Below are 22123 nucleotides of genomic sequence, written 5' to 3'. Positions count from 1 at the left end.
TTTCTTTCGGGCAGGCAGCGTTCTACGCAAGACAGAAAGAAATTGCCAAGCACGAATTTAGGAGTGGAAAAGCCTATGTTTTTGTTCAAAAAGCTGAGGAACAAAATGATTCTCTGGTTTCTCACCGTTGCAGTCATTCCTCTGGCCGTCGTTTCGCTGTTTATTACGAACAGCTTTTCATCCATCCTGATCGACAAGCAAAAAGCGTCGTATGTCGACCTGACCTCCAGTACCGCGATGGCGATGGATCAATATTTGGACCGGCGCATGACCGAAATTCAGGTGTTGGCCCGCACCTCTGATATTCAATCGGCTGACGCGGCGGCGAAAAACGAGTTCATCCGCAAGTTTACCGAAGAAATGAAGCTGTACGACGGCAATACGTTTATCGGCAGCGACGGAAAAGTATCCGCCGATACGTTCCCGAAAAGCGTCGGGATCGACCTTGGCGAGCGGCAATTTTTCAAGGACGGCATGCAGGGCAAACCGAGCTACTCCGATGTCCTGGTCGCCAAAACAACGGGCAACCGTTCGATCATCGTCGCTGCTCCCGTCACCGGCAAAAACAAGGAGGCGCTCGGCGTCCTGACCGGGCTTGTCAACGTGGACGAGTTCGCCGCGACGTTTCTGGCCAATCTGAACGTCGGCAGCGACGGTTACCCGATTCTGGTGGACAACAAGCACCAGATTCAATACCACCCCAACCAGGAGCTGATCGGAAAGCCGCTTGCGGAATCGGCTCTGCCCCAGCCTTTGGTCGACATTTTGCAAGCGGACAAAGCCGAGAAAGGCTCCTACAGCTACTCCGACCAAGGCAAGGAATACGTCGTCACATACTCGCCGATTTCGAAAACGAACTTTGGCCTGTACTTGCACATTCCGGTCGAATCTATCACGGCCGCCGTTTCTTCCGTCAGCAACAACGTCATGCTGATCGTTTTTGGCGTAGTTGCTGTAGTCATCGCCATCGCGTATGCGATCTCGCGCCAGATCACCCGTCCGATTGTGGATGTGGCCTCTGTGGCGAACCGCATTTCCGAAGGCGAACTCACCGTGCAGCCTCTGCGAATCCGCTCGCAGGATGAGGTCGGACAGCTATCCCAGTCGGTAAACACAATGGTGCACAACTTGCGCACGATCATTCAACAGGTCAACGACACAGCTACCGATCTCGCCTCTTCCGCAGAAGAGCTGTCGGTGAATGCGGAACATACCAGCAAGGCGACGGAACAAATTGCGATTACGATTCAGGAAGTGGCCTACGGCGCGGAAAAACAGGTGAGGAGCGTAGAAGACAGCGTGCACGCCATGCAAGGGGTGTCACAAGGGGCGCAGCAAGTAGCGGCGAATGCCCAGTACGCGGACGAATCGGCCATGAGCGCTTCCCGGATCGCCGTGGAAGGCAACGAGGCGCTGCAGGTCGTCATCAGCCAGATGCAGTCCATTGAAAATACGGTCAGCAACATTGCGGATATCGTCAAACGGCTGGGAAACAGCTCGCAGGAAATCGGGCAAATCGTGCAGGTCATCACGGCGATCGCGGAGCAAACGAACCTGCTCGCGCTAAACGCCGCCATCGAAGCCGCCAGAGCGGGCGAGCAAGGCCGCGGTTTCGCGGTGGTGGCAGACGAAGTACGCAAATTGGCCGAGCAGTCCGCCCAATCGGCGCAGCAGATTAAAGAGCTGATTACCGCCATTCAACTGGAATCCAATCAGGCTGTGCTGTCGATGGAGCAAGGCACCAAGGAAGTCGCGCTTGGCTTGACGGTCGTAAACAACGCCGGAAAATCGTTTGAGCAGATTCAGGATGCAGTCGCACAAGTAGCGAGCCAAATCCAGGAAGTGAAGCTATATTCCGAACAAATGTCTGCCGGAACCGAGAAGGTCGTCGAATTGGTCAGCGTCATTGAACAGGTCGCTGAAAGCTCGGCAGACGGAACCCAGAGCGTGTCAGCCGCCACTGAGGAACAACTGGCCGCCATGGAGGAAGTGAACTCCTCTGCTGCTTCCCTGGCGAGAATCGCAGAAGAGCTGCAATCTCATGTGAGCCGGTTCAAAATATAGCGGGAACATGCTTAAAAGCCGTCGGGACCGATTCTCCCCGACGGCTTTTTGTTCATGCTCGCTTAGCCCAGTGTCAGCATCCGGTCAGGATGGTTGGTGCAAATTTGCACCTCGGGATGCCAGGACATGACTTCCCGGATGTACGCAGGCTCATCTAGCGTCCAGGCTATGACCTTGAACCCTTTTTCAATCGCGGCGGCTGTCAGCTCCCGCGTCAGATACGGATAGCCCATGGACAAGATGCTGGCGCCTGCCGCCTCGATCTGCTCCAGCATGAGCACGGGACGGCCGTAGACGATCAGCCCCGTCTGCACCTCCTGATCGAGCGTGCGCACGTGGCGAATCAGTTCGTGGTCAAACGACGTCACATACACTTCCTGCTTCATTCCGTACTGCTCCACCAGCGCCAGCACCTTTTCCGCAATTCCCGGGTACATGTCGCTCGTCGCCTTCAGCTCGATGTTCAGCGTGCAGTGGCCCTTGATCGCAGCCAGCGCTTCCGCCAGAGTCGGAATTTTTTCGCCTGCAAACTTCTCGTCGAACCATTTGCCCGCATCGAGCTGGCGCAGTTCCTCAAGCGTGTGGTCTTTGACTAGCCCGCTTCCGTTCGTCGTGCGCTCCAGCGTAAAATCGTGAATCAGGACCGGAACACCGTCACGCGTCAACTGCACGTCAATCTCCATCGCCTGGATCGCAGGCTCGGCCAGCGCCAGTTGAATCGCAGCCATCGTATTTTCCGGTGCTTTGCCCGACCAGCCGCGATGGGCCATACATATGTTCATGTCGCGAGCTCCTCTCTGTATCGTGCCGCTCTTATTTTTTCAGCAGCTTGCTGCCTTTGTCCGTCGCATTTTGCAGTGCTTCGTCAATCGTTGCCTGTCCGAGCATGGCGCGTTGCAGTTCTTTCTGGATGACATCCTGCAGTTCTTTGTAGCCAGGGGCCATCGGACGTGGATAGCCGTATTGCAACTGATCGACCGCGACCTTGAAGTTCGGATCTTTTTCATAGAATGCCTTCATCTCCGGCGAATCTACAGCGTCAGTCGTCACAGGCATGTATCCGGAAGCGATCGACCACGGCACTGTTTGCTCGGTGTCGGTCATCCACTTCATGAACTCCCACGCCGCTTTTTTCTCGGCGTCAGACGACTTCGCCAGCATCACCAGGTTGGCGCCGCCTGTAGGCGTACCGTAGTTTTTATTCGCTGGCAGGAAAGCTGCCCCCATGTCAAATTTGGCATTTTTCTTCAACTCCGTCAAGGAGCCTGTCGTGGTGAAAATCATGCCGACCTTTTGGTTCAAAAAGTCCTGTTCCGCTACATCCCACGCGTTGTAGTTTTCGCCTGGAGGGTTTTTCATCAGCCCTTCCTTGACCATTTTGGACCACAGCTCAAGCGGTGCCTTGCCCGCCTCGTTGTTCAGCGTCAGCTCCTTGCCGTCCTCGCTCAAAATGCTGCCGCCGCCCTGGAATACAAGCGCCTCGTAGAACCAGATGTCAACAGGTGTGGAGAAGCCGTAGCGGGTAACTTTGTCGCCTTCCTTCTTGGTCAGCTTTTGCGAAAAGCTGATAAGCTCATCCCATGTTTTCGGGCCGTTCGGATCGAGCCCCGCTTCCTTGAGCATGTCGCGGTTGATGTACAGAAGCGGTGTGGAACGGTTGAAAGGCACGGCGTACAGTTTGTCTTTCCAGTAGGAGTTTTTCATCAGGCCGGGAATGTATTTTTTCTCCTCGCCTTGCGAGTACGGCGTCAAATCTTCCAGTACTTTCGCATCGGCAAAGGCGGCGATCGACGCGATCTCTACCATCGTCACATCGGGATTGTTGCCCGCCGCGACAGAGGCGAGCACCTTGGAGTGGTTCTCCTGATAAGCGCCCTGGTATGCCGCTTTTACTTTAATATCCTTATGTGTCTCGTTGAACTTTTTGACCATATCTTCAATCGTTTTCCCGCGCACGCCGCCGAGCGCATACCAGAAGTCGATCTCCACCGGGCCGTTTTCTGCCGCTGTTTCCGCTGCCGGCTGGGTAGTCGCGTTGCCCGTGCCGGCAGCCTGCTCCTTGCCAGTCGAGCCGCAGCCAGCCAGTACGCCTGACAAGCCGAGAGCAAGTGCACATAGAATCGTTCCTGTCTTTTTCATCGCCTTCATGATTTGGTTTCCTCCCACATCGTTTTCGATTATTTGGATTGGTAGACAAACGCTTTGATGATATGGCGCTGGGCCACGAAGAAAATGACGAGAATCGGCAGGATGAGGATCATGTTCCCCGCCATCATGACGTTCCACAGCGTGCCGCCGTCTGACATGTGCAGACTCGAAATCCCGATCGGCAGTGTGCGCACCTCGTCGCTGTTGGTCATAATCAGCGGCCAGAAGTAGTCGTTCCAGTGATAAATGAAGCTGAACAGCCCGAATGTGACCAGCACCGGCTTCGCCATCGGCACCATGATCGTCCACATGATTTTCCACTCCGAGGCATTGTCCAGCCGCGCCGCCTCGATCACCTCGTCCGGCACCTGCATGAACGCCTGGCGAAGCAGGAAAATTCCGAATGCGCTCGCCGCGTATGGAATAATCAGCGACCAGAGCGTATTGACCAGCCCCCAGCCACTCAGTTGCACGTAGATCGGCAAAAAGATCACCTGTCCGGGAATCATCAGGACGATCAGCACGAGGCCAAACAACAAGTTGCGGCCGGGAAACTGATAGCGGGCAAACGCATAGGCAGCAGGAACTGCGGTCAAAAACTGCAGCACCAAAATTCCGACGGCCACCAAAATGCTGTTCACCGTGTACATGAGAAACGGCCCAGACTCCCAGGCGTGGGCAAAATTGCTCCACTCCCACGATTCAGGCAGCATGGTCGGCGGAAACTGCCTGACCTCCGGCATCGTCTTGAAGGCGGTAGAGGCCATCCATAAAAACGGAAACACAAACAACAAAGCGACAACCAAAAGCCCGACCCACTCTGCTGTTTTCAAAGAGATTGCACCCACTCGTTTCATACTGTTCCTCCTTTCTCTCGCATGTCGTCAACGATAGTGCACACGCTTGGACATGAACACGAAGTGCAGTGCCGTTAAAATCCCTACCAGAATCAACAGGATGACGGATGCAGCCGCAGCCAGCCCGCCGTTGTAAAAATCCATCCCTTGCTCGTAAATGTAGTAGACGAGCATGTTCGTGCTGTTGATCGGCCCGCCTTGGGTCATGATCGCAATCGTATCGAATGCCTGAAACGACGAGATCGTATTGATGATGAGCAAAAAGAAGATCGTCGGTGACAGCATCGGTACCGTAATCCGCACAAGCGTCCGCCACCAAGGCGATTGATCGAGCGCGGCCGCCTCGTAAATGTCTCCCGGAATGCTTTGCAGCCCGGCAATGAAAATGAGCGTGTTGTACCCGACGCCTTTCCAGATGCTGACGATGATGAGAGACAACAACGAGCTTTTCGGATCGGTCAGCCAGGTGTATCCCGGCAGCCCGACAGCTTCGAGCGCCGCGTTCAGCAGCCCGAACTGCGGGTCCATCAGCCACATCCAGAGCATAGAGACAGAAACGAGCGAGATGATGTGCGGGCTAAACACTGTTGCCTGGATGATTCCGTACACTTTTGCCTTCTTGTTCAGCCACAGCGCGAGCAAAAAGGAGAGCGTCAAGCCGATTCCCACTGTCGCGACGGTGAAGACCGCCGTATTGCCCAGCACTTGCCGAAAATCTTGGTCGCCGAGCAAATCGCGGTAGTTTTGCAGCCCGACCCAATCCATTTCTTCGAGGTTAATCAGCGACCAGTCCAAAAAGCTCAAATAGATGATCGACCCGATCGGGTAAAAAAAGAACAGCAAAAAGCAGATCATCGCAGGCGCCAGATAGAGGTACGGGCGAAGACGCGTCGCGAGCTCCAGCCATGTCGCAGGCTTCACAGCCGCTTTTGCCTGCACCTGTCCGGTACCCGGCAGCTCGTGGGCAGTTGCCGCCTTTCGCATCAGCTCACCCCTCCTGCAAGCGTCGATACTTGCTCGCGTCCGCCCAGTCGGCCCACTCTTTTTCCGCTTGCCCGATCAAACACGTACATGTGCGGCTTTGCGACTGTGACGGTAACGGCTGCGCCAAGCTGCCCCGCTTCCTCGGTGTCGGCCTTGACGATTACCCTGCCTTTTTCCGTCTCCACATGGAACAGCGTGTCCGAGCCGAGTATTTCCCGGGAGACGATCTGGCCTTTTGCCACCCATCTGTCGTCGGCCGGAACCGGGGAGACCGCTGCAGGCAAAAGCAGCGCTTTTTCCGGGCGAAATCCCCACAACTGCTCGCTTCTGCCTTCCGCCGGCACGACGTTCATCGCGGGCGAGCCGATAAACTGGGCGACAAACAAGTTTTCCGGCTCCTGGTACAAATCCATCGGGGCCGCCACCTGCATGATGTGTCCGTCGCTCATGACGACGATCTGGTCGCCCATCGTCATCGCCTCCACCTGGTCGTGCGTCACGTAGATGAAGGTGCTTCCGAGTTGTTTGTGCAGGCTGGTCAGCTCTACGCGCATCTGGTTGCGCAGCTTCGCGTCCAGGTTGGACAGCGGCTCGTCCATCAAAAATACTTTTGGCTTTTTCACCATCGCCCGGGCGAGAGCGACGCGCTGCCGCTGACCCCCGGAGAGCTGGGACGGCTTGCGCTTGAGATAGTCGGACAACCCGACGATTTCCGCGATTTCCTCTACGAGCACCTTGCATTCTTTTTTGGAAGTTCCCCGGTTTCGCAAGCCGTAGGCGATATTGTCGAACACGTTCATCGTCGGGTAGAGCGCGTAGTTTTGAAACACCATGGCGACATCGCGCTTTCCGGGCGGCAACGCGTTCACCGCCTGATCGCCAATGAGAATATCCCCGCCTGACACCGTCTCCAGACCTGCGATCATCCGCAAAGTCGTCGATTTTCCGCACCCCGATGGCCCTACCAGAACGGTAAAGGAGCCGTCCGGAATCACCAGATCCAGTCCTTTGACCACCTTTTGGTTCTGAAAGGTTTTCGTTACCCCTTGCAATACCACTCGCGCCATTTCTTCATCTCCCTCCTTGCGCCTTGGCGGCCAGCATATCAGTGACAAATGACTCAAAATCGGCATAGCGGAAATCAGGTACCGCGTAGAGCCATTCCTCTTGCCCGTACCACTCCAGCACTGCGGCCGACACCCCGCCGGCAACAGCCGCCAGCACGTCGTAGCGGCTATCTCCAATCATCATCGCCTGCTCCGGGTATCTGCCCAGACTTGCCAGCGCTTTGTGCACAGGCTCGGCAGCAGGCTTGCCTCTCGTCACGTCGTCGACGGTGACGATCACGTCGAACAGCCTGTCAATCCCCGCCTGCTCCAGCCCGGCCAGCGCAAATTCCCGCTGCTTGTTGGTGACAACCGCCAGTTGGTAGCCCGCCTGCTTCAATTTTTCCAGCCCTTCTCGCACGTAAGGAAACAGGCGGACGTGCCGGGCATGGTTTTCGCGCACGTAGGCAAAGTACTTGTCCAGCACCTCGTGCTTGTCAGGCACGCCTGCTGCCGCAGCTACAGCCGCCAAAAAATCGTCAAACGACTCGCCAAAGCGCGCGAGCAGCTCTTCCCGGCTGAAGTGACCCGGCGCATACTCTTCTGCTGTATAGGCGACCGCGTCGATGACCGCATCCCGGCTGTCCAGCAGGGTGCCATCCAGATCAAACAGCAACGCTTGAATCATGCAAAAAACTCTCCTTCCACAATAGGGGGCTGCCGACTGACACCGCAGTCGCTCCATGCTGCCATACTTCCTCCATCTGTTCCCGCTTGCGGATTAATCCTCCAGCAATAATCGGAATATCAATCACCCGCTTGTACTCCGCGATGTACTCCGGCAAGAGGGCAGGCATCAGCTCGACCGCGTCAGGCTGCGTTTCCTGCAGAGACGACAGCCCGGACTTGAGCGAGTCGCTATCGACGAGAAACAGCCGCTGGATCGTCAACAAGCCTTGCTTTTTCGCCAGCTTGACCAGCGTATTGCGCGTGGTCACAATCCCGTCCGGCTTCACGTAATGCGCCAAAAAGGCGATGCCTTCCCGGTCGTAGCTGATGCCGCCGATTCTTTCCAGGTGAAGAAACACCGGGATATTCCTGCTTTTGAAAAAGTCCACGTAGCCTTTTATCACACCGATATTGCCGATCGAGAGCACCGCGGCACTCACCTGCGCCTCGGCCGCTTTTTCCAGGTACTTCGCCTCCTTCACGGAAGCGATCAGCTTGTACGCGGCCAGCCTGGCATGAAACTGCTCCTGATTCATTCGTAAGCCTCCTTTGCCCACAACAAAAAAACCCACAGCGACATGACAATTGCCAAAGAACTCTCGATGAAAGTGCTTGGAAAGGCTGTCGGGGGTTTCTCCATGGCTCCAACCGAAGGGATGTATTCACTTGTTACTTTGAATGGTAATGCACCAGCATTAAGAGAACTTGAAGCGTTTGTAAAAAAAGGGCAAAGTTCCTGTAAGGATGCGATTGACGAAAATCGCCGAGCAGGAGTATGATCCATCTATATTCAAATAATCAAATATTCGAATATACGAAAAGAAGGGTTGCTACCATGAAGTGGGCCGCTAGATTTGAGGGCTACAATACGCAAGCATTCAGAAAAGACTGCGTGTCAGGACTAATCGTAGGGATTATCGCAATTCCGCTTGGCATGGCGTTCGCGATCGCCTCAGGCGTCAAACCGGAGTACGGGATTTACACCACCATCATCGCGGGTACGCTCATCTCGCTCTTTGGCGGCTCCCGCTACCAGATCGGCGGGCCGACCGGGGCCTTTATCCCGATTTTGTTTGCCATCGTCATGCAGTACGGCTATGAGGATTTGCTGCTCGCGGGCTTCATGGCCGGGATTCTTCTCGTCCTGATGGGGCTGCTCAAGCTTGGCGGACTTATCAAATTCATCCCCCGCCCCGTCACCATCGGATTTACCGCCGGGATTGCCGTCATTATTTTTACGGGGCAGATCGCCAATTTCCTCGGTCTGTCGCAAGTGCAGCGGCACGAGGACTTTTTGTCCAACATGAAGGAAGTCGCCGTTCACCTCGATACAACCAGCTTGTACAGCGTAGCGACGGCAGTCTTGAGTCTCGCCATTATTTTAATCACGCCGCGCTTCGTGCGAAATATTCCAGGCTCGCTCGTCGGCCTGGTCATTTCCAGCGTCGTTGCCTTCCTCTTTTTCGAAGGAAAAGTCGCGACGATCGGTTCGACCTTCGGAGAGATTCCCAGCGCGCTGCCCGGCTTCCATTTTCCTGAAATTACGCTGGAGCGCGTCCAAAAACTGCTGAGTCCCGCTCTAATCATTGCTATACTAGGAGCGATAGAGTCTTTGCTGTCTGCGGTAGTCGCGGATGGCATGACACGCAGTCGCCACAACAGCAACCAGGAGCTGATCGGGCAAGGCATCGCCAACATGGTGACGCCGCTTTTCGGGGGAATACCCGCTACAGGCGCGATTGCCAGAACCGCGACGAATATCCGCAGCGGAGCGACCTCCCCTGTGTCCGGAATCGTCCACGGCATCGTCGTCCTGCTCATTCTCGTCCTGCTCGCTCCTTACGCCTCGCACATTCCTTTGGCGAGCATGGCGCCGATTCTGATGCTGGTCGCCTGGAACATGAGCGAGCGCAAGGAATTTGCGCACATCCTGAAAGCAAGGACGAGCGACTCTCTCGTGCTGCTGATTACTTTTTTGTTGACTGTCTTTACGAATCTGACTACCGCCGTCGAGGTCGGGCTGGTGCTGGCCGTGCTGCTGTTTATCAAACGAATGCGCGAAAGCCTGCGAGTAGCCAAAGTATTGCCCGACCCTTCCTTGAAGCATGAGAAGGTCACGCCTCACATGGTGACGTCCCAGCACGATTGCCCGCAAATCAGCATCTACACGATCGAGGGACCGCTCTTTTTCGGGGATGCCGATCTGTTCGAAAGCTCGCTTGCGAACACGTTGCAGCATCAGCCAAAAGTGTTGCTGCTGCGAATGGGCAAAGTACCGTTTCTGGACATGACGGGCGAAGCCAATTTGTCGCGGATCGTGAAACAATGCATGAGTCAGGGAACAACGGTACTCGTCTCCGGAATCCAAAACGCCCCGAAACAAATTTTAGAGCGCACGGGCCTTTATGCGCTCATCGGCGAAGCACACTTTTTCGACCACACCGGAGAGGCAATCGAGTACGCCCTGCGCCGGCTGGACGTCGGCAAATGTCTGGGCTGCCAGCACTTTGCTTTCCGGGAATGCGCGAGCCTGGCTGATCCTCACTCGCAAACGGCTTGCGTGCAGCAAACATCCCAAACATCGGTATGACGAAAAGATCGGAGGAACCTGCTATTGAATTTGGAGCTACAGCAATTTAAAGCGAATTTCTTCAAAGCACTGGGTCATCCCCTGCGGATTCGGATTCTGGAGCTCTTGGCGGAGGGAGACAAAAACGTGAACGAGCTGCAAACGCTCATCGGCAGCGAAGGCTCGGCCGTTTCCCAGCAACTCGCTATTTTGCGCAACAACAACATCGTGTACGGAACAAAGGACGGAAACAAGGTGACGTATTCCTTGCGCGACCCGATGATTATCGAGCTGCTCAGCGTTGCCCGGCAAATTTTCAACAACCACCTGATCGACACGATCTCGATGCTGGATCGCTTCAATGAAGAATAGCGGCTGTCGTATGGCAAAAGAAAAAGCCCGGGACTTCTCATCGTCCCGGGCTTGCTTCATTTTTATGCGGAAACGGACACTAGCGCATCCAGCGCAATCAGCGCCTCGGCTTCAATCGCTTTGGCCATCGTCTCTGTGTGCGGGTTGTACGAGGCAAGCAAATCGGCATCGGCGTAGCCGTCAATCGCGAGGATCGACCCGGCCTTCATGCCGCGCAGCGCGGCAATGACGAACAGCGCGGAGTTTTCCATCTCGACAGCCAACACCCCTGCTTTTTGGTACAGCTTGTGCGGAAATTCCAGGACGCCGCTGTAAAAAACATCGAGCGTCAGCGTGATGCCTTCCGCTACGTGCAGCCCGGATTCGTGCGCTTTTGCTGCTTGCACGAGCGCATCTGCCACGCGGCGATTGGCGACAGCCGGGAAACCGGGCGGAACCAACTGGCTTGTAAGCCCGTCCTGGCGCACAACAGCCGAGCTGATGACGAGGCTGCCCGGCTCGATTTCTTGCTGATACGATCCGGCCGTCCCGACGCGGATGATGACCTGTACGCCACCCTTCGCCAGTTCTTCAAAGCATACAGCCGCTCCAGGCGAACCGACGCCGTGGCTGACTACCGCTACCTCCGTGCCCCTCCAGCTTCCGGCATAGCTGTGGTACTCGCGATTTTCCCCAATTTGCCGCGTGTTTTCCAGCTTGGAGGCGATCAAGGCAGCGCGTTTCGGATCGCCGCAGACGATAGCGCGTTTTGGCAGTTGTTCCGGGTCTACTTTCAGATTGGTCAGCATCTCAATCAAACTCCTTTTTCTCCCATTCGTCTTCCGGGATCGGCAACGCCTCACCGGAAAACCGCTCTTCGCGGAACGGGTCTGCGATCAGGTGAAAGCCGTTTTGCTCCCAGAAGCCAGGCTTGTTTTCGCGCATAAACTCAATGCCGCGCAGCCACTTCACGCTTTTCCAGAAATACAGGTGCGGGACGACCAGGCGCAGCGGCCAGCCGTGCTTGTCCGTCAGCGGCTCCCCGTCAAAGGAATGGGCCAACAGCACATCGTCGCGCATCAGGTCGGCCAGCGGCACATTCGCCGTGTAATCGTGATCGCCGTGCAGCATGACGTAGGACGCGGCGGGCACGACACCGATTGCCTGCAAAAAATCACGGAAGCGCACGCCTGTAAATGCATTGTCAAACCGCGACCAGCGCGTCACGCAGTGAATGTCGCTTTTCACCGTCACCTGCGGCAGCGCCATGAGCTGTTCGTAGTTGAGCGTAACTTCCCGGTCGACCTCGCCAAACACGCGCAGCGTCCAGTCCTTCATGTCGTAGGTGGGCACTTCGCCCTCGTGCAAAATAGGAAAGCGCTCTGTCAATACTTGTCCTGGCGGAAGCCGTTTGGCCAATGCCGGGTCGACCGCCGGCACCTTCATCCGTTTGATCCGATCTGCCTTGTTCATGTTGCGTACCCCCTTGGTCTTTGCTGACTGCGCCCTCTTTTGTTACCGGGTGCTCTGCTGGTTATTGCTTCCGGCTTGCATCCGATCCTTCAGGAAGAACATCGCCACCACCGTGAGCAAATACGGCAGCATCGAGGTAAACTGCGTCGGAAGCGAGAAGCCTTGCAGACGAATGCTCAGCGCATCCATCAAGCCGAACAGAAAGCTCGACGCCAAAATTCCCAGCGGGTGAGACTGCCCCATCATCATCGCGACCAGGGCGATAAAGCCGCGACCCGCGGTCATCCCTTCCGAAAACATCGTCACTTGCCCCAAAGAAAGCTGCGCTCCGGCAATCCCGCACAAAGCGCCGCACATGACGATCGCGAGCACCTGCAAGCCTGCTACCTTCAACCCAAGGCTGCGGGCAGCCACCGGATTGGAACCGACGGCGAGAACCCGGAAGCCGGTAACCGTCTTGTAAAAGAACAAATAGAGCGCAATCGCGGCCACAAACGCGAGGTAGACGAGCGGCGAATGCCCCGATACGACCTCGCCCACGACCGGAATGTGCTGTAGCCCCGGAATGTCCCACTTCGGCAAGCCTGCCATGTCTTTATCGTAAAAAGCTCCCTTGACGCCAAAAATCGCCCGCAACGCAAACGTCGTCAGACCGAGCGCGAGGAAATTGATCGCCACCCCGACGACGATCTCGTTTGCTTTCAGCTTGATCGTCATATAGGCAAACAGCAGGGAAAAAAGAACGCTCGTCAGCGCCGCGATCAAGATCGCGAGGAACAGATTCCCGGTAAAGTGATTGCCGACGATGGCGGAAAAGGCGCCAACGAGCACCATGCCTTCCAGCCCTACATTAAAAATGCCAACCCGCGCGCACAGCGCTCCCCCCAATGCCGCGAGCAAAATCGGCGTCACCATCCGAATGGTAGAACTGACGAGGGACCAATCAAGCAGTTCCATGAGATTCTCCCCCTTTTGCTTTCCGCTTTTTCCACCAGTCGTAGCTGAATTTAGCCGAGATAAACAGGATCAGCACGGCTGAAATCACACTGGCCAGCTCCAGCGGTACCTCTGTGTTGCGCTCCACGCCCATCGCTCCCGTCTGGAATGCAGCCAGCAGAATCGAGGTAAACACGACACCCACCGGATGGGAGTTCGCCAAAAGCGTTGCCATCAGCCCTGTCCAGGCGAAGTTCGGCACCGTCAAAGCGCCGTCGACAAAACGATAGTGCGCCCCCAGCACCTCGACCGTTCCTGCCAGGCCGGCCAATCCGCCGCTCGCAAACATGCCCGTCAGCATGACGCGAATGCCGTTGATCCCCCCGTACTGGGCAAACAGCGGGTTTTGTCCGAGCATTTTCACTTCATAGCCAAACGGCGTAAAGCGAATCACCCAAAACAGGATCGCGGCACCGACGATGGCAAACAAAAAGCCCGCGTGCACACTCATCCCCGCAAACAACTTGGGCAACCAGACGCTTTTATCGAGCATGACCGTCTGCGCCAGCGCCGCCGAACCGCTGCGGTCGCGAAACGGCTCGGTTACGAGGTAGCTTGCGAACAGAACGGCGATATAGTTGAACAGCAAGGTGGAGATGAGCAGCGGTATGCGGAATCTCGCCTCCATAAAGCCCGGCAGCAGCGCCCACAAACCGCCTGCCGCCATCCCCGTGAAAATCGCCGCCACCAGCTTCACGACTCCCGGTGCGGGCAAATAGATCGCCACGAGCGTAGCGCTGATCGCCCCGAGCACCATCTGTCCTTCTGCCCCCAGGTTGAACACTCCCGCCCGAAAAGCAAGCGACAGCCCCAAGGCGATCAGCATGATCGGCGTCGCTCTCGCCAAGGTAGAGGTGAAGAAGTAGAAGCTGCCGAAGGCCCCTTTCCACATTTCCTGATACGTGCCCAGGATAGATTCCCCTACCGAAGCGATGACGAGCGCCCCGATCAACAGCCCGATGACAACCGCCAAAAGCGGCTGAACCAGTGATTTACCCAGCTCTTTGATTGCTGCCATGAACGCTTCCTCCCGCCATTAACACGCTGATTTTTTCCTCGGTTGCCTCTTTGCGCGAAAGCTCTCCGGCGATCCGCCCTTTGTACATCACCAAAATCCGGTCTGACAGCGCCAAAATTTCCGACAGCTCGGACGAGACCAGCAAAATCCCGTCGCCTGCGTTGCGCTTGTCGATCAGCGCCTGATGGATGTACTCCATCGCGCCAATATCAACACCCCGGGTCGGCTCTGCCGCGATCAAAAACGGAGTCTCATGTCCCAGCTCGCGCGCCACGATCAGCTTTTGCAGATTTCCGCCCGACAAATTCCCGGCCAGCTCCTGAAGCTGTCTGGAGCCTGTCTTGATCGCGAACTTTTCTACCCAGCCTCTGACGACCTGGCGAAAAGCTTCGCGCAACACGACGCCGCGCCGATTGAACGCAGGCTTTCGCTGGTAGCCCATCAGCGCGTTTTCCTCGACGCTCTCCAGCTTGGCCGTCCCCCACAAGTAGCGATCTTCCGGGATGTGCGCCAAGCCCGCCTCGCGAATCGTCGCGACAGTCTGGTTGGTGATGTCCTTGCCGCCCAGCCGAATCGTTCCCTCCTGTACCGTCCGCAAGCCGCTGATCGCTTGCAGCAGCTCGGATTGGCCGTTGCCCGATACGCCCGCGATGCCGACGATTTCCCCGTGATGCACGGTAAAGCTGACCCGGTCGAGCAGCGTCTGTTTTTCCCGAACCGTCAAGTTCTCCACCTGCAAAAGCGGCCCCCGCTCCAGATCGACGCGCTCGCTCAGCTCCCGCAGCTCGCGTCCGACCATCAGCCGGGCCAGATCGTCCACATTCGTCTCGTCGCGCGCTACCGTGCCCGTCACCTTGCCGCCGCGCAACACCGTGATCCGATCTGCGACCTCCATCACTTCCTGCAGCTTGTGCGTAATCAAAATGACGCTCTTCCCGCTCTCCGCCAGATTGCGGATCGTCTGCAACAGCTCGCGAACTTCAAGCGGCGTCAGCACGGCAGTCGGCTCGTCCAGCACGATGATGTCCGCTCCCTGGTACAGCACCTTGAGAATTTCCACACGCTGCTGCTCGCCGATGGAGCAGTTGGACACTCTAGCCTGCGCATCTATCGGAATCCGGTACTGCTCGCTTAGTGCGCGGACCTTTTCCACGGCGTCCTTCCGGCGGAAAAATCCGGCCTGCTGCGGCTCGTAGCCGATCACGATATTTTCCGCCACGCTAAACTCGCCAAACAGCATGAAGTGCTGGTGCACCATCCCGATCCCGCTGCGAATGGCGTCCTGCGGCCCGCGAAAAGCGACAGGCTTGCCGCCTAGCACGATCTCGCCGGACGTAGGCTGCTCCATGCCGTACAGCATCCTCATCAGCGTCGTCTTGCCCGCGCCGTTTTCCCCGACGATGGCGTGGACTTCTCCCGCAGCAAGCGAAAACGAGACCTTGTCGTTTGCAATAAAATCTCCGTATTTCTTGGTCATGGCCCGCATTTCCAAACGATCGGTCATCCTTGCTCCTCCTTCTTTGCGCCTAGCCTTTCTCTTCCTTGCCTCTGCTCCTTGCCTTGCATATAAGGAAGACCGACTACACAGTTGTAGTCGGTCACAATCATGCACTGTGCGCTAGCTGTTAAAACGAGTCTGGCACTTTGCGGGTACCAGCGATGATCTCCTCGCTGATCGCTTTTACTTTGTCCACGACTTCCTGGCCAATAAAAGCGTTCAGAGGCGTCTGGCTCTCGTGCGTCACATACGTTACGCCTACGCCTTTTTCTTTCAAGCCGTAAGTGACGACACCCGGCTTGAACGAGCCTTCTACGAACGACTTCACGGTTTCATACGCAGCGGCATCTGTCCCTTTGAGCTGGGACAACACGATGTGCTCAGGGTCGATCGTGGTGCGGTCAACGTCCTGTCCCGATGTATAGAAGCCTTTTTCCTTCGCGGCCTCGAACACGCCGAGGTCGCCTACTGCTGCCGCTCCGTTGATGAAGTCGGCGCCTTTGGATGCTTGCAGCAGCGCCAGCTCCTTCGCTTTTGCCGGGTCAGAGAAGCTTCCTACGTAGTTCACCAGGAACTCCGCGTTTGGATTGGTTGCTTTCAAGCCTTCCTGGAAGCCGCCTGTCCATTTTTTCAACAGCGGAATATCCATGGCGACAACCATGCCGACCTTGTTTGTCTTCGTGGCAAGACCTGCCGCAGCGCCCATCAGGTAAGCCGCTTCCTGCTCGCGGAAGGTAACGCTGCGCACGTTTGGCAAATCTACTACGGTATCAATAATCGCGAAGTTGCGGTCAGGATTTTCGGCTGCCACTTTTTTCAGCGCGTCTTCCGCTTCAAAAGAAGAAGTGATAATCAGATCGTAGTTTTCCGCTACCGCAACGCGCAAATTTTCTTCGATGGCGCCGTGGTCAGTAGACTCGATGCTTTTTACTTCTGCGCCAAATTCCTGTCCTGCTTTTTTCGCGCCTTCGTCCATTTGCTGGAAGAACGGGTTTACCCCGATTTTTTCCGGCAAAATCAGCGCAATGCGCTTCTTCGCCGCGCCTTCTTGCCCTGCCGCTTCTTCTTTTGGCTTGTCAGCAGGCGCATTTCCGCCAGCCGAACAGCCCGCAGCCAAAACAGCAAAAGTGGTGAATGCTAACAACAACTTCTTCATGGTGTCTTCCGCTCCCATCCGAACGTTCTACGTTTTTTCTGTATCCTACTACGTAATGTACGGCTTTTTTCCGAAAAAATCAATACTAAACACGAATATTTTGCAATAAAAATATTTTATCGTTCGTGTATTACCCCTCCTGACAACAAAAAAACTCTTCCCGAAGGAAGAGTTTGCGTCCGAAGCCGTCCTCTTCCTCATCTGTCAAAACCCCGGTACAGGTTTTGCAGGAATTGGCACCTTTCTGTCCATGTCACGCATGTCCAGTGGTTGCCGGGCTTCATCGGGCCAGTCCCTCCGCCGCTCTCGATAAGGAGATAAAAACTATCAAGTTACAATGCATTCATTCTAGCAGAACAAACTGAAAAAGCAATTGTTTTTTCAGACTGTTCTCGCCAATTTTACACTTTGGCGCCTATTGTCTGTGAAACGTTTCCTGCAGCCGATGCGACAGATTGTTCAGTTCCCCCAGCTCTTCGGTAATTTCCCGCACCTTTTGATGCTGGTTTTCCGCTGTGGCGAAAAGCTCCTCCAGATTGGCGACCGACTGCTCGGTGACAGCGGTAATGGTCGACATTTCCATCGCCACTTCGCCCGAGCGCATTTTTACCCGGTTCATGCTGGAGCCGACCTGCTCCGCTGCCTGCAGGAAGGCCATCATGCCGGAGCGCACCGCCTCGATCGACGCCACTGTTTTCACAGCCAGCTCCTGGCCTTTTGCCACCGAAGCTTCCCCGTTGCTGATCTGCTGTACAGCGTTCTCGCTTTCCTGATGGAGCGATTTGAGAATCTCGGTAATTTCCTGTGTAGCGGTTGCGCTCTGCTCCGCCAGCTTGCGCACCTCGTCTGCCACCACGGCGAAGCCGCGGCCGTGCTCGCCTGCACGCGCCGACTCGATGGCGGCGTTGAGCGCAAGCAGGTTCGTTTGCGTCGCAATCTGGTTGATGGCTCCTACGATTTCCTCGACCCGATTGGCCTGGCGGTTGAGCTGGTGAATCGTCGACGCTGCCACGTTGACGGCAGAAACGATCTGTTCCATTTGCTGCGACAGCTCTTTCATCATGTCGACGCTTTCTTTCAGGCGGCGGTTGTTCTGGTCGGACTCGCTTTTCATCGCGTTCGTCTGCGTGGTGACCGCCACGATCTCCTGGTCGATCGACTGCACCTCTTCCTCGATCTTCACTGTCGAGTTCGCCTGCGACTCCATGCCCGTCGCCACTTCCTTGAAGGCGATCATCATTTCATCCGTATTGCGTTTCGTTCCTTCGGCATGCTCGTGTACGTGCTCTGTCGTACGGTCGATCTGCTCGGTCATCTGTTGGATATGGACGAGCATCTCTCCCAGGCGACGCTCTTTTTCTTCCGCTTCCTGGCGGGCGATGTTTGCCTTCTGCAAGGACGCTTGTCCCGCCAGACAGAGGTACGTCACCGCTCCCATCATCATCAGAATCGCCATGATGCGTAGCACCAGATTCAGCTCGGTGAAATCGCCGCTGAAAATCTCGTACGATCCTGTGTAAAATCCGACCAGCGTCACGATGATTTGCGCAATTCCGGCTGTCACTACGAGCTTCCAATCCAGGTAAGCCGCGAGAAAACCCATGACCACAAAAGCGAGAAACGTAACTTCTGGATACGTCGTGAAATGATCGAACGAAATCGCGTAAAACATAAGTCCGATCGCTACCAGATAACGAATGACATGGCTGTCTCTTTTGATGAAGTAAAAAGGCGAAACAATAAGGGTGACCAGCAATCCGAGGGAAGTCACTTTCCAGAAATTAGCGTCGACTTGATAGGCAATGAGTCCCGCCATCCACAGATGGTTCCATAGGATAAAAATCATAAAGCCTTCTTTGTCCGTTAATGTGTTGCGAACCAATTGAATCATAGTTGCCCCCCTTTTCCCTGCTACTTATGTATCGGATTCTTTTTCCATTATATCGCGCTCAGATTGACTAATTTGTGAAAAAAGTGAGAACAGCCAAAACCAGTGACGAATAGGCTACTATCATACCCCTTATTTTAAGACATCTGGAAAGGAACTAAGAACCGTGGAAGAACAACGCAATCTTTTGCCAGCCACCGTGCTGACGCGGACGATCCAACGTCCGAATACCATGATTTATTACCCGCAACTGGCAGGGCTAGCCAATCAGCAAGCAGAAAAAGACATCAACCGCGCCATTTTGCAAACGGTCCAAGGATTGATTCACGAACAGCAACGGGTACAAGTACCGGGAAATACCCAAATGCAAGGAAGCTACGAAATCAAAACGAACGAGCGCGGCATTTTCAGCGTCACCATGAGCAATTACGCGTACACTCCGCAAATGGCCCACGGCATGACCTTCCTCGGGTCGGTGACGGCAAACATCCATACAGGCAAGCTCTATACGCTGCGCGAGCTGTTCAAGCCGGGCAGCGACTACGTCAACGTCCTGTCCGCGAACATCAAACGCCAGATCGAGGCGCGGCAAATCCCGACGCTGAACGGTTTTACCACGATCAAGCCCGATCAAGATTTTTACGTTGCCGACAAATCATTGGTCATTTACTTCCAACTGTACGAAATCACCCCGTACTATGTCGGCTTCCCGATGTTTCCCATCTCCATCTACGAGTTGGAGCCCATCATTGACGAAAACGGGCCGCTTGGCATTTTGGCTGCCGATTAACAGCCCTCCTTTTACCTTCTTCCCCGAGCTGATGCCCTTGAAACGGCATCGGCTTTATTTTTGTCAGAAAAACGCCTTCTTTTCCACTCGAATAAACATTTACTTATATGTCCTGAACTGCTACTATGTTATTTGTACATATTTACTTAAGCAATCAAGCGCTTCGTCTTTCGAACCAGCTTTTCCTGGAGGTCTGATATCATGCAACATTACGGTCACAAGATCGGCCAAGCTGCCAGAGTCTTCAGTAAAACATTGAATGGAATCATGTCCCCGATGGGATTATATAGCTCGCAATGGAGCATTATTCTTTGCCTGCACTACCGCAACTCTTTGACGCAGGTGCAACTGAGCAACTACCTGAATGTCGAAGCCCCGACGATTACCCGGACATTGACCCGGCTGGAAGAGATGGGCTGGATCATCCGCTCAGAAGGCGACGACAAGCGGGAACGGTACGTGTCGCTCTCGCCTGCGGCAATCGAGCGTTTTCCCCAGTGGCTGCAAGCGGCGCGCGATTTGGAAGCGGTTGCCTTGCGCGATCTGGACGAGAACGAGCTTGCCGTCTTCAACCGGGTGCTGAAAAAGATGACGGAAAATTTGAATACGCAAGCGTAGGCTTGTTTTTGATACGACGACACGACAAAAGGGCTTCTACTCCTGAGCGGCTAAGCAGCCGTGCTCAAGCAGAAGCCCTTTTCCCTGTTGCGGGTTGCTGTTTACATCATCCGTTTGACCATGCTGCGCGCCATCCAGACGCCTGCCGCACCCGCCTGCGCCAGTCCGCGCGTGATCCCTGCCCCGTCGCCCCCGCAGAACAGTCCTTTGATTTCCGTCTCAAACTCCTCTGTCAGCTTGGGACGCGCCGAGTAAAATTTCGCTTCGACGCCGTAAAACAGCGTGTGCTCCGAGGCAATTCCCGGCGTGACCTTGTCCAGCGCTTCCACCATTTCAATGAGGCTTTTCATCGTATTGTAAGGCAGCACCAGTCCGAGATCGCCCGGCACGGCTTCCTTCAAGGTCGGCTCGAGGAAGCCTTCCTTGATCCGCGCTTCCGTAGAGCGGCGCGCCCGCAAAATATCGCCGTACTTTTGCACGATCACGCCGCCGTTGGACAAATCGTTGGCGCGTTTGCATATCTCGCGCGCGTACTCGTTCGGCTTGTCAAAAGGTTCCGTGAACGTATGCGAAACGAGCAGCGCGAAGTTCGTATTGGTCGAGCCGAGCGCCGGGTCTTTGTAGGAATGCCCGTTTGCCGCCATGACCCCGCTGTGGTTTTCCACGACGACGTGCCCGGACGGATTGCTGCAAAACGTGCGGACCCGCGTGCCGACGGATGTTTTGAAAATAAACTTGCCCTCGTACAAATGCTCGTTGATTTCGCGCATGACGACATCGGACGTCTCTACGCGCACCCCGACGTCCACCTGGTTGTTGTACATTTTCAGGCGGCGCTTTTTCAGGATGTTGGTCAGCCAAGCCGAGCCGTCCCGGCCAGGTCCGATCACGACAAAGTCACTCTCGTACTCTCCCCCGTTTTTCAGGACGACGCCTCTCACGCGATGGCCGCCGTCTTCCTTGACCGTCAAAATGTCCTCGACCTCGGTCTTGAACATCATGTCGATCCGTTCCTTCAAATATTCAAAAATCGACTGCAAAATCTCCAGGTTTTGCTCTGTGCCCAAATGGCGCACCTGTGCGCGCAGCAGCTTGAGCCCTGCCGCGTACCCGCGCTGCTCGATGCTTTTGATCGTCTCTGTCGTCGGATCGGTAATCGTGCGGGTCGCGCCGTGCTCCAGGTTGATTTCGTCGACGTATTTGATTAGACCAAGCACAGTGGAAGGACTGAGGTAATCCGTCATCCAGCCGCCGAACTCCGTCGTGATGTTGAATTTGCCGTCACTGTAAGCGCCTGCTCCACCAAAACCGCTGGTAATCGAACAGGCCGGCAGACAGCCCGCATAGTCCTTTTTCCCGGCAGGCGGCGGACAGAGCTTGATTTTTTCTTCCAGGATCGGACAGCGTCTGCTGTAAATGTCGTGCCCTTTATCAATGAGAAGCACCTTGGCATTCGGCGCTTTTCGCGTCAGCTCATAACATGTAAAAATTCCGGCTGGTCCTGCTCCTACCACAATCGCATCGTATTTCTTCACTTCCAGTTCCTCCCCGTAAGCATGTTGGAATACTAGGCTTTCACCAAGCATAGATGGCTCTTGTGCTGTCTATCCCTGCCCGCGGCAACAGACGACAACGCAAAAAATTCCCGGCCGACGAATAAGGTATGTCAAAAAACATCCTCATTCGTAGCCGGGAATTTACGGTTCCCTGTAGAGACCCTCAAACCATATCTTTGAGGATATACGAATTTGTCATGTATTCATCAAGCCAGTCTTGTAGCCAACAACAATATGTATAGTAGCGTATAAGCTGAATCAAGTCAATATTCTTCAGCCCATTTATTCGTGTTTACATTTTTTAATGACGGATTGTCAAGCCAAGTGCGACACTGCCTCCATGAATGATTCGTAGGCGGTCTTCCAACCCAAACACTTTCTT

21 protein-coding genes and 2 riboswitches are annotated in these 22123 nt (G+C 55.3%); of the genes, 6 read left to right on the top strand and 15 right to left on the bottom strand.

What is annotated here, in order from left to right; all coding sequences use genetic code 11:
• Positions 1-75 precede the first annotated feature (75 nt).
• Positions 76-2064: a methyl-accepting chemotaxis protein gene (locus AC3WJN_RS05150; RefSeq protein ID WP_007777295.1), complete on the top strand. Its 1989-nt coding sequence runs from the start codon at positions 76-78 to the stop codon at positions 2062-2064.
• A 62-nt stretch (positions 2065-2126) separates the two neighbouring features.
• Here AC3WJN_RS05150 and AC3WJN_RS05145 read toward each other — a convergent pair whose 3' ends face one another.
• Genes AC3WJN_RS05145 through AC3WJN_RS05115 form a run of 7 tightly spaced genes read right to left on the bottom strand, consistent with a single transcriptional unit; the run spans position 2127 to position 8364 of the window.
• Entirely contained in the window at positions 2127-2846 is a 720-nt protein-coding gene (locus AC3WJN_RS05145) for a glycerophosphodiester phosphodiesterase (RefSeq protein ID WP_007777298.1), read from the bottom strand.
• A gap of 31 nt (positions 2847-2877) precedes the next feature.
• Positions 2878-4212, bottom strand: a complete 1335-nt coding sequence (locus AC3WJN_RS05140; protein WP_005827586.1) for an ABC transporter substrate-binding protein — start codon at positions 4210-4212, stop codon at positions 2878-2880.
• Positions 4213-4241: 29 nt separating this feature from the next.
• Positions 4242-5069 carry a carbohydrate ABC transporter permease gene (locus AC3WJN_RS05135; RefSeq protein WP_005827584.1) on the bottom strand — a complete coding sequence of 276 codons (828 nt, stop codon included), beginning with the start codon at positions 5067-5069 and terminating at the stop codon, positions 4242-4244.
• 27 nt (positions 5070-5096) lie between these two features.
• A complete protein-coding gene (locus AC3WJN_RS05130) occupies positions 5097-6053 on the bottom strand; it encodes a carbohydrate ABC transporter permease (RefSeq protein WP_007777301.1) in 957 nt (318 codons plus the stop codon).
• A complete protein-coding gene (locus tag AC3WJN_RS05125) occupies positions 6053-7120 on the bottom strand; it encodes an ABC transporter ATP-binding protein (RefSeq protein WP_005827580.1) in 1068 nt (355 codons plus the stop codon). The genes AC3WJN_RS05130 and AC3WJN_RS05125 overlap by 1 nt, the downstream gene beginning before the upstream one ends.
• 4 nt (positions 7121-7124) lie before the next feature.
• A complete protein-coding gene (locus tag AC3WJN_RS05120) occupies positions 7125-7787 on the bottom strand; it encodes an HAD family hydrolase (protein WP_007777304.1) in 663 nt (220 codons plus the stop codon).
• Positions 7765-8364, bottom strand: coding sequence for a glycerol-3-phosphate responsive antiterminator (locus AC3WJN_RS05115; RefSeq protein ID WP_005827577.1), 600 nt, complete (start codon positions 8362-8364; stop codon positions 7765-7767). Before AC3WJN_RS05115 ends, AC3WJN_RS05120 begins: the two co-directional genes overlap by 23 nt.
• Before the next feature lie 102 nt (positions 8365-8466).
• On the opposite strand from AC3WJN_RS05115, the gene AC3WJN_RS05110 reads away from it, so the two are divergent.
• The 3 genes from AC3WJN_RS05110 to AC3WJN_RS05100 are packed head-to-tail and all read left to right on the top strand — an operon-like array spanning position 8467 to position 10769.
• Positions 8467-8607, top strand: coding sequence for a hypothetical protein (locus AC3WJN_RS05110; protein WP_155808538.1), 141 nt, complete (start codon positions 8467-8469; stop codon positions 8605-8607).
• A 56-nt stretch (positions 8608-8663) separates the two neighbouring features.
• Positions 8664-10418: a SulP family inorganic anion transporter gene (locus tag AC3WJN_RS05105; RefSeq protein WP_005827575.1), complete on the top strand. Its 1755-nt coding sequence runs from the start codon at positions 8664-8666 to the stop codon at positions 10416-10418.
• 24 nt (positions 10419-10442) lie between these two features.
• The gene (locus AC3WJN_RS05100; RefSeq protein WP_005827573.1) at positions 10443-10769 is read left to right on the top strand and encodes an ArsR/SmtB family transcription factor; all 327 of its coding nucleotides are present in this window, start codon (positions 10443-10445) and stop codon (positions 10767-10769) included.
• A 62-nt stretch (positions 10770-10831) separates the two neighbouring features.
• On the opposite strand, the gene AC3WJN_RS05095 is transcribed toward AC3WJN_RS05100, so the two are convergent.
• The 7 genes from AC3WJN_RS05095 to AC3WJN_RS05065 all read right to left on the bottom strand — a co-directional run bounded on the left by AC3WJN_RS05095 (position 10832) and on the right by AC3WJN_RS05065 (position 18780).
• On the bottom strand, positions 10832-11557 hold the full coding sequence (locus AC3WJN_RS05095) for a nucleoside phosphorylase (protein WP_007777312.1): 726 nt from the start codon (positions 11555-11557) through the stop codon (positions 10832-10834).
• A gap of 1 nt (position 11558) precedes the next feature.
• Complete coding sequence (locus AC3WJN_RS05090; protein WP_005827568.1) at positions 11559-12221, bottom strand: sulfite oxidase-like oxidoreductase; 663 nt, start codon at positions 12219-12221, stop codon at positions 11559-11561.
• A 42-nt stretch (positions 12222-12263) separates the two neighbouring features.
• Positions 12264-13178 carry an ABC transporter permease gene (locus AC3WJN_RS05085; RefSeq protein WP_007777315.1) on the bottom strand — a complete coding sequence of 305 codons (915 nt, stop codon included), beginning with the start codon at positions 13176-13178 and terminating at the stop codon, positions 12264-12266.
• Positions 13165-14235, bottom strand: a complete 1071-nt coding sequence (locus AC3WJN_RS05080) for an ABC transporter permease (RefSeq protein WP_007777317.1) — start codon at positions 14233-14235, stop codon at positions 13165-13167. The genes AC3WJN_RS05085 and AC3WJN_RS05080 overlap by 14 nt, the downstream gene beginning before the upstream one ends.
• Positions 14210-15739 (bottom strand): ABC transporter ATP-binding protein, encoded by a 1530-nt coding sequence (locus AC3WJN_RS05075; protein ID WP_007777320.1) that lies wholly within the window; start codon positions 15737-15739, stop codon positions 14210-14212. The genes AC3WJN_RS05080 and AC3WJN_RS05075 overlap by 26 nt, the downstream gene beginning before the upstream one ends.
• Before the next feature lie 121 nt (positions 15740-15860).
• Positions 15861-16889 carry a BMP family lipoprotein gene (locus AC3WJN_RS05070; RefSeq protein WP_005827564.1) on the bottom strand — a complete coding sequence of 343 codons (1029 nt, stop codon included), beginning with the start codon at positions 16887-16889 and terminating at the stop codon, positions 15861-15863.
• 194 nt (positions 16890-17083) lie between these two features.
• Positions 17084-17205: riboswitch (SAM riboswitch) on the bottom strand.
• Between the two features lie 99 nt (positions 17206-17304).
• The gene (locus AC3WJN_RS05065; RefSeq protein WP_005827563.1) at positions 17305-18780 is read right to left on the bottom strand and encodes a methyl-accepting chemotaxis protein; all 1476 of its coding nucleotides are present in this window, start codon (positions 18778-18780) and stop codon (positions 17305-17307) included.
• A 163-nt stretch (positions 18781-18943) separates the two neighbouring features.
• Between AC3WJN_RS05065 and AC3WJN_RS05060 the strand changes: the two genes are divergently transcribed.
• Together AC3WJN_RS05060 and AC3WJN_RS05055 are read left to right on the top strand one after the other, a co-directional pair.
• Complete coding sequence (locus AC3WJN_RS05060; protein WP_007777323.1) at positions 18944-19567, top strand: DUF3298 and DUF4163 domain-containing protein; 624 nt, start codon at positions 18944-18946, stop codon at positions 19565-19567.
• Positions 19568-19768: 201 nt separating this feature from the next.
• On the top strand, positions 19769-20185 hold the full coding sequence (locus AC3WJN_RS05055; protein ID WP_005827560.1) for a MarR family winged helix-turn-helix transcriptional regulator: 417 nt from the start codon (positions 19769-19771) through the stop codon (positions 20183-20185).
• A gap of 101 nt (positions 20186-20286) precedes the next feature.
• Here the strand turns inward: AC3WJN_RS05055 and AC3WJN_RS05050 are convergent, their stop codons facing one another.
• Positions 20287-21720, bottom strand: a complete 1434-nt coding sequence (locus tag AC3WJN_RS05050) for an NAD(P)/FAD-dependent oxidoreductase (protein ID WP_007777327.1) — start codon at positions 21718-21720, stop codon at positions 20287-20289.
• 131 nt (positions 21721-21851) lie between these two features.
• Positions 21852-21951, bottom strand: a riboswitch (purine riboswitch).
• Positions 21952-22123: the final 172 nt, after the last annotated feature.

The organism is Brevibacillus sp. FW306-2-1A-C05A (assembly GCF_058781555.1).
The sequence above is the reverse complement of the archived record's forward strand: the minus strand, read 5'-3'. Positions and strand labels throughout refer to the sequence as shown.

Coding starts and splice junctions, on each gene's coding strand:
- AC3WJN_RS05150 (WP_007777295.1), top strand. CDS start 76: ATGTTTTTGTTCAAAAAGCTGAGGAACAAAATGATTCTCTGGTTTCTC.
- AC3WJN_RS05145 (WP_007777298.1), bottom strand. CDS start 2,846: ATGAACATATGTATGGCCCATCGCGGCTGGTCGGGCAAAGCACCGGAA.
- AC3WJN_RS05140 (WP_005827586.1), bottom strand. CDS start 4,212: ATGAAGGCGATGAAAAAGACAGGAACGATTCTATGTGCACTTGCTCTC.
- AC3WJN_RS05135 (WP_005827584.1), bottom strand. CDS start 5,069: ATGAAACGAGTGGGTGCAATCTCTTTGAAAACAGCAGAGTGGGTCGGG.
- AC3WJN_RS05130 (WP_007777301.1), bottom strand. CDS start 6,053: ATGCGAAAGGCGGCAACTGCCCACGAGCTGCCGGGTACCGGACAGGTG.
- AC3WJN_RS05125 (WP_005827580.1), bottom strand. CDS start 7,120: ATGGCGCGAGTGGTATTGCAAGGGGTAACGAAAACCTTTCAGAACCAA.
- AC3WJN_RS05120 (WP_007777304.1), bottom strand. CDS start 7,787: ATGATTCAAGCGTTGCTGTTTGATCTGGATGGCACCCTGCTGGACAGC.
- AC3WJN_RS05115 (WP_005827577.1), bottom strand. CDS start 8,364: ATGAATCAGGAGCAGTTTCATGCCAGGCTGGCCGCGTACAAGCTGATC.
- AC3WJN_RS05110 (WP_155808538.1), top strand. CDS start 8,467: ATGGCTCCAACCGAAGGGATGTATTCACTTGTTACTTTGAATGGTAAT.
- AC3WJN_RS05105 (WP_005827575.1), top strand. CDS start 8,664: ATGAAGTGGGCCGCTAGATTTGAGGGCTACAATACGCAAGCATTCAGA.
- AC3WJN_RS05095 (WP_007777312.1), bottom strand. CDS start 11,557: ATGCTGACCAATCTGAAAGTAGACCCGGAACAACTGCCAAAACGCGCT.
- AC3WJN_RS05090 (WP_005827568.1), bottom strand. CDS start 12,221: ATGAACAAGGCAGATCGGATCAAACGGATGAAGGTGCCGGCGGTCGAC.
- AC3WJN_RS05085 (WP_007777315.1), bottom strand. CDS start 13,178: ATGGAACTGCTTGATTGGTCCCTCGTCAGTTCTACCATTCGGATGGTG.
- AC3WJN_RS05080 (WP_007777317.1), bottom strand. CDS start 14,235: ATGGCAGCAATCAAAGAGCTGGGTAAATCACTGGTTCAGCCGCTTTTG.
- AC3WJN_RS05075 (WP_007777320.1), bottom strand. CDS start 15,739: ATGACCGATCGTTTGGAAATGCGGGCCATGACCAAGAAATACGGAGAT.
- AC3WJN_RS05070 (WP_005827564.1), bottom strand. CDS start 16,889: ATGAAGAAGTTGTTGTTAGCATTCACCACTTTTGCTGTTTTGGCTGCG.
- AC3WJN_RS05065 (WP_005827563.1), bottom strand. CDS start 18,780: ATGATTCAATTGGTTCGCAACACATTAACGGACAAAGAAGGCTTTATG.
- AC3WJN_RS05055 (WP_005827560.1), top strand. CDS start 19,769: ATGCAACATTACGGTCACAAGATCGGCCAAGCTGCCAGAGTCTTCAGT.